The sequence below is a fragment of the Ferdinandcohnia salidurans genome (genome assembly GCF_042680725.1).
Classification (GTDB): Bacteria; Bacillota; Bacilli; order Bacillales; family Bacillaceae_L; genus Ferdinandcohnia; species Ferdinandcohnia salidurans.
On sequence record NZ_JBHUEK010000007.1, the window covers coordinates 335,906 to 349,589 of the forward strand.

Sequence of the window (13,684 nt, forward strand, 5' to 3'; positions counted from 1 at the left end):
ATTTTCTAGTAAAGAGGGGGATTGTTATGAAAAAAAGGTATATACAATTTATTGCTTTTATATGCATATTATTGGTTTCAATTGGATCATTACATAATCCGTTCACAAATGATTACGTTCAGGGATTAAAAGAAAGTTCTTTAAAAGAAAGCGCTGACGCAATCCCTGTTAGTAGCAAAGGTGACCAACTTTTAAATGAAATTGAAAAAAAGGCAATTGAATATAGTATTCCTGCAGAAGATGCGAAGATTGACCCTGTTTGGAAAGCGACACCTGGCCTAAATGGACTAGAGGTAGATATTAAAGCTTCATATGAAAAGATGAAAAAAGAAGGCGAATTTGATGAAAATAAGCTGGTATATAAGCAGCTATCACCTAAAGTTCATCTTGAAGATTTACCTTCGTCCGCGATTTATCGCGGGAATCCAAACAAACCACTTGTGTCATTTATCATAAATGTTGCATGGGGGAATGAATATATTCCTGATATGCTTGCGACGTTAAAAAAGCATAATGTAAAAGCAACTTTTTTCTTAGAAGGAAGATGGGTAAAGGAAAATCCAGATTTAGCTAAAATGATTGTGGATGCTGGACATGAAGTAGGCAACCACTCCTATACACATCCTGATATGAAAACCTTGTCTTCAGATCTTGTTAGAGAGCAATTAATGAAGACAAATCAGGTCATTGAGGCTGCTACAGGGAAAAAGCCTACCCTCTTTGCTCCACCTAGTGGAAGCTACCGTGATGAGGTCGTTAAAATTGCAGATGAACTCGGTATGAAAACAATTATGTGGAGTGTGGATACAATCGATTGGCAGCGTCCACAACCCCATGTTTTAGTTCAAAGGGTAATGGGCAAAGTCCATCCTGGTGCCATGGTTTTAATGCATCCAACATCACCAACTGCTCAAAGTCTTGAAAGATTAATTATATCTATTAAACAAAAAGATCTTGCTATCGACAACGTTTCTACATTATTAAACGAAGAACGTATCATACTAAAGAAAAAGTAGTGGTGTAAGAACAGGAGGAATCCAGCATTGATTAAAAAGTATACTTGTCAAAATGGTGTAAGAATTGTATTAGAAAACATCCCAACTGTTCGATCAGTTGCAATTGGTGTTTGGATTGGGACAGGATCACGAAATGAAAGCCCTGAGAATAATGGTATTTCTCATTTTCTAGAGCATATGTTTTTCAAGGGTACGAAAACAAGATCTGCAAGAGAAATTGCGGAGTCTTTTGATAGTATTGGTGGACAGGTAAATGCATTCACCTCAAAAGAATACACTTGTTATTACGCAAAGGTATTAGATGAACATGCAAAATATGCACTAGATGTTCTAGCGGACATGTTCTTCAATTCGAACTTTGATGAAGAAGAATTGAAAAAAGAAAAAAATGTTGTCCTAGAAGAGATTAAAATGTACGAAGATACACCAGATGATATCGTCCATGATTTATTAAGTAAAGCTACTTATGAAAATCATCCATTAGGTTATCCAATTCTAGGTACAGAAGAAACATTGGAAACCTTTAATGGTGATAAACTTCGTCAATATATGAATGCTATGTATACTCCAGAAAATGTGGTCGTGTCTATAGCTGGTAATATTGATGAGAACTTTATTTCTGAGGTTGAGGCATACTTTGGTAGTTATTCAGGAAATCAGACGAAATATGAGTTGCAAAAACCTTCATTCCATACAAATAAGATCACTCGAAAGAAAGAAACCGAACAAGCCCATCTTTGCTTAGGCTTTAATGGCTTACAAATTGGAGATAAAGATGTGTACGACCTAATCGTGTTAAATAATATTCTTGGCGGTAGTATGAGTAGCCGTTTATTCCAAGACGTACGTGAGCAAAAAGGATTAGCGTATTCTGTATTCTCTTATCATTCCTCTTATAAAGATACTGGGATGGTCACCATTTATGGGGGCACAGGAAGTAAACAACTTAATTTGTTATTCGAAACAATACAGGATACATTAGCAAAGCTTAAGGCAGAAGGTATCACTGAGAAGGAATTAAAGAACAGCAAAGAGCAAATGAAGGGTAGCCTTATGCTCGGACTTGAAAGTACAAACAGTAGAATGAGCCGAAACGGTAAAAATGAATTATTACTAAAGGAACATAAAAACCTTGATGAAATTTTAGATGAAATTAACGCCGTTAGTGAAAATAGCGTCAATGCAATGGCAGAACGAGTCTTCACAGATGATTTTTCACTTGCATTAATTAGCCCTACAGATGATTTACCGATTAAGCTTTCAAATTGATTTTGATTCTAAAAATGTGGACTACTCCATACACTGTACAAAGGACATGTGAGGGGTGGTCTTTTTGAGGCTAAGTGAATTAAGTGGAAAAGAAATTGTTGATGTAAAACGAGCTGAAAGACTAGGTGTTTTAGGTCAAACTGATTTAGAAATTGATGAGAGAACCGGTCAAATAAAGGCACTCATCATTCCGTCTTTAAAATGGTTTGGACTAAAGAAACAAGGTAATGAAGTTCGCGTATCATGGCAGCATATACGTAAAATTGGTACAGATATGATCATCATTGATATTCCAGATGATTTTGGAACAGAAGAAGCTGAATAGTCATACAATGTTAACCCACGGGATTCCGTGGGTTTTTTCACTTTTTTTTAGAAAAATGTTATTCTGAGCAAATTTCAGCTTGTTCTTTCACCTATTTAAGCAATGCCTCATAGTATGGTGAAGTAAATAAAATTATGGTGATTTTATGGATTGTTGAGGGGCTATCCCTCAAAAAACGAAATGAAGAAACCGAAGTTCACCGACGTGATGACTAACATACACTCGGGGTTCACTTTAGGTAAAAGAAGGTGATAAAACGTATGTTAACTGATATGCATGTGGCTATTATAGGTGGAGATGCACGACAGTTGGAAGTAATTCGTAAACTAATTGAATTAGATGCAAGGCTTTCTTTAATTGGATTTGATCAATTAGATCATGGATTCACTGGAGCTTCAAAAGAACGATTAGACGAAATCGACTTTACAGATATAGATGCGATTATTTTACCGGTATCAGGAACAAACAGTGCGGGAGAGGTTGAAACGATTTTTTCAAATGAAACAGTTGTCTTAACTGAAGATATTCTATCACAAACACCTGATCACTGTGTTGTTTATTCGGGAATTAGCAATTCGTATTTAGATGGGATTATTAAGGCAACCAATCGAAAATTAGTACGTTTATTTGAAAGAGACGATGTTGCGATCTATAATTCCATTCCAACAGTTGAAGGAACCATTATGATGGTGATTCAACATACTGATATAACCATTCATAATTCAAGAGTGGCAGTACTAGGCCTTGGCAGAGTTGGAATGAGTGTTGCTAGAAGCTTTGCTGCTTTAGGGGCAAATGTTAAAGTGGGTGCCAGAAAAACAGAGCATATTGCAAGAATTACGGAAATGGGATTAACGCCTTTTCATCTTTCAGATATTGCTGAAGAGGTTAAGGATGTCGATGTTTGTATTAATACGATCCCACACTTAATCGTGACCGCAAGTGTGATTTCGAAAATGCCTGCCCATACATTGATTGTTGATCTAGCCTCTAAGCCTGGGGGAACTGATTTTAGATATGCAGAAAAAAGAGGGATTAAAGCATTATTAGCACCTGGGTTACCTGGTATTGTCGCTCCAAAGACAGCCGGTCAAATTGTTGCGAATGTATTATCCCAACTACTTCTTGAGTTATTACAACAAAGAGAGGAGAAAGAATAGTATGACTTCATTAAAAGGAAAAAGAATCGGATTTGGTCTTACAGGATCTCATTGTACGTACGATGCTGTATTTCCAGAAATAGTTAGACTGGTAGATGAGGGTGCAGAAGTGATCCCTGTTGTATCTTGGACTGTTCAATCAACCAATACACGTTTTGGAGAAGGCGCAGAGTGGATTGAAAGAATTGAAAAAGCGACAGGGAATAAAGCCATTGATTCGATTGTAAAAGCAGAACCATTAGGTCCAAAAATTCCACTTGATTGCATGGTCATTGCACCACTTACAGGGAATTCAATGAGTAAGTTCGCGAATGCGTTAACAGATTCTCCGGTCTTAATGGCAGCTAAAGCAACATTACGTAATCAATCTCCGGTTGTTTTGGGAATTTCCACAAATGACGCATTAGGTTTAAATGGTGTTAACTTAATGAGATTAATGGCAACAAAAAATATATACTTTATTCCGTATGGCCAAGATGACCCAACGAAAAAGCCAAATTCAATGGTTGCGCGTATGACAATGCTAAGGGACACTGTTGCTGCAGCAATTGAAGGAAGGCAATTACAACCGGTAATTGTAGAAAGATTCCGTGACGGCGAAGAATAACGAAAATTTTTTGAATAAAGGAGAAAGAATGAAAATTCTTCTCTCCTTTAGTACTTGTATGTGGTAAAATATATATCATTAAACGTAAATTAGACGTTCTAGTAATACTAGGAAGGGGAATATCAAATGACAGTAGAAAAAGAATTACATGTTGCGGTTGTAGGTGCTACAGGTGCTGTAGGAATGCAAATGATCAAAACACTTGAAGAAACGGATTTTCCATTAACTAAATTAACTTTATTATCATCAGAACGTTCTGCTGGTAAAAAGATAGAGTATAAGGGTAAAGAAATAACAGTTGAGGTTGCAACACCGGAAAAATTTGAAGGTGTTGATATTGCTTTGTTTAGTGCTGGAGGAGGAGTATCAAAAGAACTTGCTCCTGAAGCAGTTAAGCGAGGTGCAATTGTAGTTGATAACACAAGTGCATTTAGAATGGATGAAAATGTACCATTAGTAGTACCTGAGGTAAACGAAAATGACCTTTTGAAACACAATGGTATTATTGCAAATCCAAACTGTTCTACCATTCAAATGGTTGTAGTTTTAGAACCAATTCGTAAGGCTTATGGTTTATCCAAGGTTATTGTTTCAACATATCAAGCAGTTTCAGGTTCCGGAGTTGCTGCGATTCAAGAAATGAATGAGCAAACGAAGGATATTATCGAAGGTAATGAAGTTACTCCAAAGATCTTACCTGTAAAAGGTGACAAAAAGCATTACCAAATTGCTTTTAATGCGATTCCACAAATCGATAAATTTGAGGATAATGGATTCACTTTTGAAGAAATGAAAATGATTAATGAAACTAAGAAGATTATGCATTTACCTGATCTTCATGTAGCTGCAACTTGTGTTCGTTTACCAGTTGAAACAGGACATTCAGAATCTGTTTATTTTGAAACAACACAAAATGATGTGTCTGCACAAGACGTAAAAGAATTATTATCTTCTGCACCAGGAATTGTATTAGAAGACAATCCAGCAGAGCAAGTGTACCCAATGCCAATTCATGCAGTTGGTAAAAAAGATGTGTTCGTAGGAAGAATCAGAAAAGACTTAGACCAAGATAATGGGTTCCATATGTGGGTAGTATCTGATAATCTACTAAAAGGCGCTGCATGGAACTCCGTACAAATTGCTGGCAGTCTTATAAAGCTAGGCTTAGTAGCAAAATAATCGTTTGAACCAAAACATGAGGTGGTTTCATGAATATCGTTGTTCAAAAATTTGGCGGAACCTCAGTACGGGATGAAGAATCAAGGGAAAGAGCAAAAAAACATATTGAAAGTGCCGTCTCGGATGGATATAAAGTAGTTGTCGTTGTATCAGCTATGGGGAGAATGGGTGACCCATACGCAACTGATACACTTTTAAGCTTAGTGGGGGAGCAAAATCCAACTATTAGTGATAGGGAAATGGATATGCTCGTGTCCTGCGGTGAAATCATTTCTAGTGTCGTTTTTACCAATATGTTAAATCAAGCTGGGATCTCTGCAGCTGCTTTAAATGGTGGGCAGGCGGGTTTCCGGACCAATGGTGATCACACAAATGCTAGAATTATTGAAATGAAGTGTGACCGTCTGCTGCAAACACTCGAAACCCATGATGTGGTAGTAGTCACAGGCTTTCAAGGGATCTCTAAAGTAGGTGACATTACGACATTAGGTAGAGGTGGAAGTGATACATCTGCTGCGGCACTTGGAGTTGCATTACAAGCTGAGTGGATTGATATTTTTACAGATGTAGAAGGTGTTATGACAGCAGACCCACGGATTGTTGGTGATGCGAAGCCATTATCAGTCGTCACATATAACGAAATCGTGAACATGGCATACCAAGGTGCAAAAGTCATTCATCCACGCGCAGTTGAGATTGCGATGGATGCAAAGGTACCCATTAGGGTGCGTTCAACATATTCGGATGCACCTGGAACACTTGTAACAACAATTGATAAACGTCGAGGTGTCGAGGTTAAGGATCGATTAATTACAGGTATTGCACACGTGACAAATGTAACGCAATTAAAAGTTCAAGCAAAAAAAGGCCAATATAATCTTCAAACAGAAGTATTTAAGGCAATGGCCAATGAAAAAATAAGTGTGGATTTCTTTAACATCACACCCAATGGTGTTGTTTATACGGTTTCGGGAGAAATGACAGCCCGCGCGGTTAATAAACTTAAAGAATTGGGTTATGAACCTCAGGTAACTGAAAAATGTGCGAAGGTTGCGACTGTTGGAGCGGGAATGAACGGCGTACCTGGAGTGACTGCACGAATTGTAACAGCACTTTCAGAAAAAGGAATTCAAATCTTGCAATCAGCAGATAGTCTATCAACCATTTGGGTACTTGTTAAAGAATCTGAAATGAAGGAAGCTATTAACGCACTTCATAAAGCATTCCATTTATCTGATGGACCTGTTGGAGCAGAAGTGGTAGACTTTTAAAGGGACAATTAAGGGAACCTCCGTGATGGAGGAGTCCCTTTCTTTAACATATTTGTTTCATATATAATTTTTTAGAGCAAGCCTAGGTTTTTAGTAAATAAGCCTAGCGTAATTGATGGGAGTAGGTGTAAAAGCATGATTGATTTTGGAAGAATCTCTACAGCTATGGTGACACCATTTGATAATAAAGGAAATATCGATTTCGGTAAAACAACTCAGTTGATTAATTATTTAATAAATAATGGTACAGAATCTCTGGTTGTAGCAGGGACAACTGGTGAATCTCCTACGTTATCTTCCGAGGAAAAAGTAGCTCTTTTCCGTCACGTTGTAAAAGTTGTCGATGGTCGAGTTCCAGTAATAGCAGGAACAGGCAGCAATAATACGTATGCATCCATGGAGTTATCAAAAAAAGCACAAGAAGCCGGTGTCGATGCAATTATGCTTGTTGTTCCATATTACAATAAGCCAAGTCAAGAAGGACTTTATCAGCATTTTAAAACAATTGCTGAAAGTACAAAACTACCTATTATGCTTTACAATATTCCAGGTAGATCGGTTATTAATATGTCAGTAGAAACCATTATTAAATTGTCGAAGATACAAAATATCGTTGCTGTTAAAGAAGCAAGTGGAAGCCTTGAAGCAATGACTGAAATAATTGCGAATACTGATGAAAGTTTTGATTTATACAGTGGGGATGATGGGATCACATTGCCGGCTCTTTCTATTGGAGCAAAAGGTGTTGTTTCAGTTGCTGCCCACGTGATTGGTAATGAAATGCAGCAAATGGTAAAAGCATTTTTAACAGGAAACAATACTGAGGCAGCTAGACACCATCAAAAACTTCTACCAATTATGAAGGGACTATTTACGGCACCAAATCCGGTTCCAGTAAAAACAGCTCTTCAAATCAAAGGATTAGACGTTGGCTCTGTTCGTTTACCACTAGTTCCGTTAAACGAACAAGAACGAATTGAATTAACAAAATTAATAGGGAAATAAAAAAACATGTTTAAAAAGTCAATCTTACTGATTGGCTTTTTTTCTTTCACCCACTTTCGAGAATGAAATAGAACCATGTGTTTATACTAAATGGTAAATGGGTTGAAAGGAGAATACGATGAATAATAATCAATACATAAATGCAGATCAACCACAAGGGGATCAGGATAAAAATGAAACAAAGGGCTCATCATTAGTTGATAAGATTCAACAACTAGGACAAACCAATGTCCCTCAAATGTCAAATGACAGTAAAATACATTGCCTTACAATTGTTGGTCAAATTGAAGGACATATTCAATTACCTCCTCAAAATAAAACAACTAAATATGAACATGTTATACCTCAAATTGTTGCGATTGAACAAAACCCAAAAATTGAAGGTTTATTAGTTATTTTAAATACAGTTGGGGGAGATGTTGAGGCAGGGCTTGCAATATCAGAAATGCTTGCGTCGCTCTCAAAACCAACTGTTTCAATTGTTTTAGGAGGCGGTCACTCGATAGGTGTTCCAATTGCCGTGGCTTGTGATTATTCTTTTGTGGCTGAAACGGCGACGATGACAATCCATCCAGTAAGACTAACGGGTCTAGTTATCGGTGTACCTCAGACGTTTGAGTACTTAGATAAAATGCAAGAGCGCGTGGTTAATTTTGTTACAGGGCATTCGCAAATAACCGAAGATAAGTTCAAGGAATTGATGTTTTCGAAGGGTAATTTAACAAGGGATATTGGAACCAATGTTATAGGCTCTGATGCGGTAAAATATGGCCTAATTAATGAAATTGGTGGAATTGGACAGGCGATTAAGAAACTAAATCAGTTAATTGATGAGAGAAATGTTACGGAAGAAAGCGGGCAGATGATTCAATGATTCTATATACTATGATGCCACAAGAGCTAATTTATCCACAAACTGAAATGGAAGAAAGTAATTTTAAGTATGTCGATATTAACGGTGTTTCACTTGCTGTTAGCCATGCCCAAAATGGTGAATATACAATTGAAAGAGTTATGAGTACTGACCCACAGCACTTTTTAGACGGAAGATACTCGCCCGGGCAGAAAATCAAATTATAGTTTACAAAACATTAATTGCTGATTCTTGTGAAATCATTGGTTTGACAAGACGTTTCAGGCTGGGACGAAAGGTTGCTAAAGTGAACATTTATAGAATTAAACCTATCATTTCATCAATTGTCCTAAATTGGTATAATGTGCTATAATTTAACTAATTTCATCACGTAGGCAGCCATAATGTGGCTGCTTCTTTCTTATTATTGATAGGTAGAGTAGGTGTAGTATGGCAAAACGAAAACGTAGACAGTCGAAGCGGAAAGATGAGTGGAAAAAAACTCTTAAATTTGAATTGCTAGGATTATTATTACTAGCTTTAGCTTGTATTGGTTTAGCAAGACTTGGAACGGTAGGAACAGGTCTTGTCTATTTATTTCGATTTTTCCTTGGAAATTGGGACATTCTTGGATTAATTGGATTATTGCTTATTTCACTTTATATTATTTGGAATCGATCCTTACCGAAAGTGATTACTAGGCAATTGATTGGTGTCTACTTAATTATAAGCGCCATGCTGTTATTAAGTCATATTCCATTATTTAATTTACAAACTAACGAAGGCAAATTTACTGATCCGAGTGTTATTAAAAATACCTGGAGCATGTTTTGGGCTGTTGTAAATGGTGATACAAGTACTACTGATTTAGGCGGAGGAATGATTGGATCAATCCTTTTTGCAGCTTCTTATTTTTTATTTGATGAAGCGGGGACAAAAATCATCTCTGTCTTTTTAATCGTCATTGGTGGTGTACTTGTTACTGGAAAATCACTTCACGATACAATTGCAAAAATCTTTGGCCCAGTTGTTTCATTTATACGAAATCAATGGATAGCGTTTATGGATGACATAGTGAATTGGTTTCATCAACGCAAGAACCAGCCTAAAAAAGAAAAGCAGAAAAAGAAAAAGGAGCATAAAAGTAAGGATGCTCAAGTTTCAACAGATGATGATATCGATGAAGCACCTGTTGAAATTCCTATTGAACCGATTATTTCAAACTTTGCGGATAAGGCCTACACAAAAGAACAAGTTGCTCAACCTGAAAAACATCAGCAAAAACAAAAAGTCGCAGAAGAAGATAATGATGAAAAGATGCCAATCACCTTTACAGAAGGTGAGCTTGAGAATGTTGATTATGAGCTACCACCGATTGAGTTGCTACATCCACCAAAGCAAACTAGTCAAAGCGCAGAACATGAAAATATTTATGAAAATGCTAGAAAGCTAGAGAAAACATTCCATAGCTTTGGTGTAAAGGCAAAGGTTACAAAAGTCCACCTTGGTCCTGCTGTAACTAAATATGAGGTATACCCGGATGTGGGTGTTAAAGTTAGTAAAATCGTAAATTTAAGTGATGACCTAGCCCTAGCATTAGCTGCAAAAGATATCCGGATTGAAGCTCCAATTCCTGGAAAATCGGCAGTTGGAATCGAGGTTCCTAATTCTGAAATTGCTGTAGTATCTTTACGTGAGGTACTTGAAGATACTGAACCCCAGCGCTCAGATGCTAAATTGTTAATTGGACTTGGCCGGGATATCTCAGGTGAAGCAAAATTCGCTGAACTAAACAAAATGCCTCACTTGTTAGTAGCAGGTGCAACAGGCAGTGGTAAGAGTGTTTGTATTAATGGCATCATTACTAGCGTGCTTATGAGGGCCAAACCACATGAAGTAAAAATGATGATGATTGACCCGAAAATGGTTGAGTTAAATGTCTATAATGGAATACCACATTTATTAGCTCCTGTTGTGACCGATCCTAAGAAGGCGTCACAAGCTCTTAAGAAAGTCGTAAATGAAATGGAACGAAGATATGAATTATTCTCCCATACCCACACAAGAAATATTGAAGGTTATAATGAATATGTTCGTCGCCATAATAGTGAAGAAGAGGCGAAACAACCAACTCTTCCTTATATTATTGTAATCGTAGATGAACTAGCAGATCTTATGATGGTCGCTTCAACTGATGTTGAGGATTCTATCACTCGTCTAGCACAAATGGCACGAGCTGCTGGAATTCACTTAATCATAGCAACACAAAGACCATCAGTAGATGTTATCACAGGGGTTATTAAAGCTAATATCCCTTCCCGAATAGCTTTTAGTGTATCGTCTCAAACTGACTCAAGAACGATTTTAGATATGGGTGGAGCAGAAAAGCTGTTAGGACGAGGTGATATGTTATTCCTACCTGTTGGAGCATCAAAACCTGTACGTGTTCAGGGAGCCTTTTTATCAGATGACGAAGTTGAAGAGGTTGTTAACTTTGTAATTGCCCAGCAAAAAGCTCAATATCAAGAAGAAATGATTCCTACCGATACCGTTGAAACAACAGAAGAAGTGGATGATGAATTATATGATGATGCTGTTCAGCTTGTAATTGAAATGCAAACGGCATCTGTCTCAATGTTACAACGTAGATTTCGAGTAGGTTATACAAGAGCTGCAAGATTGATTGACGCTATGGAAGCAAGAGGTGTAGTCGGCCCTTACGAGGGTAGCAAGCCAAGAGCAGTGCTAATTTCTTCAAAAAATGAAGAAGTAGGAAGTTAGTTTTTTTCGAGTAAAGTTCCAGTTTGAAAAGCAAGTGTCATTTGACTTATTCTTGACAAAAGAGGAGCGGCTGCTCTTCTTTTTTTTCGACAAATTACGCAATTCTTATTTATTTCTTTTTGAAAAGATGATATATTTAATTCGGATTAACATCGGTCTAACATCAGAGGTCTGATGACTATACATAAAAATGGAGGAGTAGCATATGACTATCAAGTTAGATAATCGACCATTGTACTTGCAAGTAATAGATCAAATCAGACTTGATATCGAAAATGGTGTCTACAAAGAGAAAGAAAAACTACCATCAGAATTTCTCTTAGCAAAGCAATTAGGAGTTAGTAGAGCAACTTTAAGAGAAGCGTTGCGAATTCTTGAAGAAGAAAACGTCATTATTAGAAGACATGGTGTAGGTACCTTTGTAAATGCGAAACCTCTGTTTAATTCAGGAATTGAGCAAATAAGTAGTATTACAGATATGATAATTCAAGCTGGTATGTCACCTGGGACGATCTTTCTATCGAGAACGGTAAAAGAACCTACGGATAATGACATAAAGAGTTTTAGTTGTCCGGAAACTGAAGAACTTACAAAAATAGAAAGAGTCCGTACCGCAAATGGCGAGCCTGTTGTGTACTGTATAGACAAAATTCTTTCAAAAAATTTACCAGCCAATTATTCACATGAGGAATCTCTCTTTGATTTATTGGAAAAAAAAGCAGGAAGAAAAATAACCTACGCGGTTACCTATATTGAGCCGATTGGGTATCACGATACGATTTCGCCAATCTTAAACTGTGACCCTGAGACAGCATTATTGTTATTAAAACAAATGCATTATGATGAAAAAGATGAACCAATTCTTTTTTCACAAAACTATTTTAGAGCGGATAAGTTTTCATTCCATGTCGTTAGAAAACGTGTGTTATAAATTGTAAGTAAAAAGCAAACTTTAAGGAGGTGAATAAGTAATCCGTTACTAACAGATATTTAAAGTAAGGATTTGTTTTTTATTAAAATTTATAGGGGGTTAATCCATGTTTAAAAAGAAAGCTGGTTTTGGTCTTGCATTTCTTCTTGCAGCTGGTACATTATTAGGTGCATGTGGAGGCGCAGACGAAGAAGGAACAGGTTCAGGAGAAGGTAATAATAAAGGTGCCGATCTTAAAGTAGGTATGGTAACTGACGCAGGTACAATTGATGACAAATCATTTAACCAAGGTACATGGGAAGGAATTCTAGCTGCTAAAGAAGAGCTTGGCATTCAAGAAAAATATCTTAAGCCAGCAGGTACAACTGAAGCAGAGTACTTAAAAGAGATGGGCAACCTTTACGATGCAGGTTATAAATTCATCGTAGCACCAGGTTTTAAATTTGAAACTGCAATCTATCAAGCACAATCTAAATATGAAGATGCAAAATTCGTCATTCTAGATGGTAACCCACACAAAGGTGACTTTGTTCCAGCAGTTGCTGACAACAGTGTTGCAGTATTTTTTGCTGAACATGAATCTGGTTTCTTAGCTGGTGTAGCTACTGCACTTGAATTAAAAGAAGGAGAAGCTGGATTTATCGGTGGTATGGAAATTCCAGCTGTTCAAAAATTCAACTGGGGCTTCCAACAAGGTATAGCTTATGCAAATGAAAACCTAGGAACGAATTTTAGTATTAAAGAAGACAATGTAGTATATCAAGGTTCATTTGATAATTCAGCAGCTGGTCAACAAATTGCTGCTCAAATGTATGACCGTGGTGTAAATGTAATCTTTGCTGCTGCTGGTGGTGTTGGTGTAGGTGCGTTTACTGAAGCTAAAAACCGCGCTAAAGCAGGAGAAGAAGTTTGGATGGTCGGTGTTGACGTTGACCAATATTCTGAAGGAATTTATGAAGGTGAAAAATCAATTACTTTAACATCTGCAATGAAGAAGCTTGCACATGCAACTCAAGAAATAATTGAACAAGAGCTTGATGGAAAATTCCCTGGTGGAGAAACTCTAACATATGATGTTAAAAATGATGGAGTTGGTATTCCAGAAGAAAATCCTAACTTAAGCGAAGAAACTGTCAACCAAGTTAAAGAGATTTTTGAAAAGATTAAATCTGATGAAATCAAAGTCTCCGGTGAACAAGGTAATTTAATCAAGTAAGATTAGTTGAAAAAGAGACGGTTGTTTTCATCCGTCTCTTTTGTATATAACCTCAAATGTCAATATCTACA

Annotated in this window: 13 protein-coding genes; all 13 read left to right on the forward strand. The window is 37.0% G+C overall.

Features of this window, described 5'->3' with window-relative positions:
• The first annotated feature begins 26 nt into the window (after positions 1-26).
• The 13 genes from ACFSFW_RS04615 (at position 27) to ACFSFW_RS04675 (ending at position 13,613) form a co-directional block, all read left to right on the forward strand.
• A complete protein-coding gene (locus ACFSFW_RS04615) occupies positions 27-1,016 on the forward strand; it encodes a polysaccharide deacetylase family protein (RefSeq protein WP_388035572.1) in 990 nt (329 codons plus the stop codon).
• Between the two features lie 27 nt (positions 1,017-1,043).
• Complete coding sequence (locus ACFSFW_RS04620) at positions 1,044-2,285, forward strand: M16 family metallopeptidase (protein ID WP_304215545.1); 1,242 nt, start codon at positions 1,044-1,046, stop codon at positions 2,283-2,285.
• Positions 2,286-2,349: 64 nt separating this feature from the next.
• A complete protein-coding gene (locus tag ACFSFW_RS04625; protein WP_099352466.1) occupies positions 2,350-2,610 on the forward strand; it encodes a YlmC/YmxH family sporulation protein in 261 nt (86 codons plus the stop codon).
• Positions 2,611-2,870: 260 nt separating this feature from the next.
• The gene (gene dpaA, locus ACFSFW_RS04630) at positions 2,871-3,770 is read left to right on the forward strand and encodes a dipicolinic acid synthetase subunit A (protein ID WP_304215541.1); all 900 of its coding nucleotides are present in this window, start codon (positions 2,871-2,873) and stop codon (positions 3,768-3,770) included.
• Between the two features lies 1 nt (position 3,771).
• The gene (dpaB, locus tag ACFSFW_RS04635) at positions 3,772-4,377 is read left to right on the forward strand and encodes a dipicolinate synthase subunit B (protein WP_304215539.1); all 606 of its coding nucleotides are present in this window, start codon (positions 3,772-3,774) and stop codon (positions 4,375-4,377) included.
• A 126-nt stretch (positions 4,378-4,503) separates the two neighbouring features.
• Entirely contained in the window at positions 4,504-5,556 is a 1,053-nt protein-coding gene (gene asd / locus ACFSFW_RS04640) for an aspartate-semialdehyde dehydrogenase (RefSeq protein WP_388035578.1), read from the forward strand.
• 29 nt (positions 5,557-5,585) lie between these two features.
• On the forward strand, positions 5,586-6,827 hold the full coding sequence (dapG, locus tag ACFSFW_RS04645) for an aspartate kinase (protein WP_304215535.1): 1,242 nt from the start codon (positions 5,586-5,588) through the stop codon (positions 6,825-6,827).
• A 135-nt stretch (positions 6,828-6,962) separates the two neighbouring features.
• A complete protein-coding gene (dapA, locus tag ACFSFW_RS04650) occupies positions 6,963-7,832 on the forward strand; it encodes a 4-hydroxy-tetrahydrodipicolinate synthase (RefSeq protein WP_099362968.1) in 870 nt (289 codons plus the stop codon).
• A gap of 118 nt (positions 7,833-7,950) precedes the next feature.
• Positions 7,951-8,706, forward strand: a complete 756-nt coding sequence (locus ACFSFW_RS04655) for a ClpP family protease (RefSeq protein ID WP_099355327.1) — start codon at positions 7,951-7,953, stop codon at positions 8,704-8,706.
• A complete protein-coding gene (locus ACFSFW_RS04660) occupies positions 8,703-8,912 on the forward strand; it encodes a YlzJ-like family protein (RefSeq protein WP_099362967.1) in 210 nt (69 codons plus the stop codon). The genes ACFSFW_RS04655 and ACFSFW_RS04660 overlap by 4 nt, the downstream gene beginning before the upstream one ends.
• Before the next feature lie 223 nt (positions 8,913-9,135).
• Positions 9,136-11,466, forward strand: a complete 2,331-nt coding sequence (locus ACFSFW_RS04665; RefSeq protein ID WP_388035584.1) for a DNA translocase FtsK — start codon at positions 9,136-9,138, stop codon at positions 11,464-11,466.
• Between the two features lie 205 nt (positions 11,467-11,671).
• Complete coding sequence (locus tag ACFSFW_RS04670) at positions 11,672-12,397, forward strand: GntR family transcriptional regulator (protein WP_304215528.1); 726 nt, start codon at positions 11,672-11,674, stop codon at positions 12,395-12,397.
• Positions 12,398-12,503: 106 nt separating this feature from the next.
• Positions 12,504-13,613, forward strand: coding sequence for a BMP family lipoprotein (locus tag ACFSFW_RS04675; protein ID WP_304215525.1), 1,110 nt, complete (start codon positions 12,504-12,506; stop codon positions 13,611-13,613).
• The last annotated feature ends 71 nt before the right edge of the window (positions 13,614-13,684 follow it).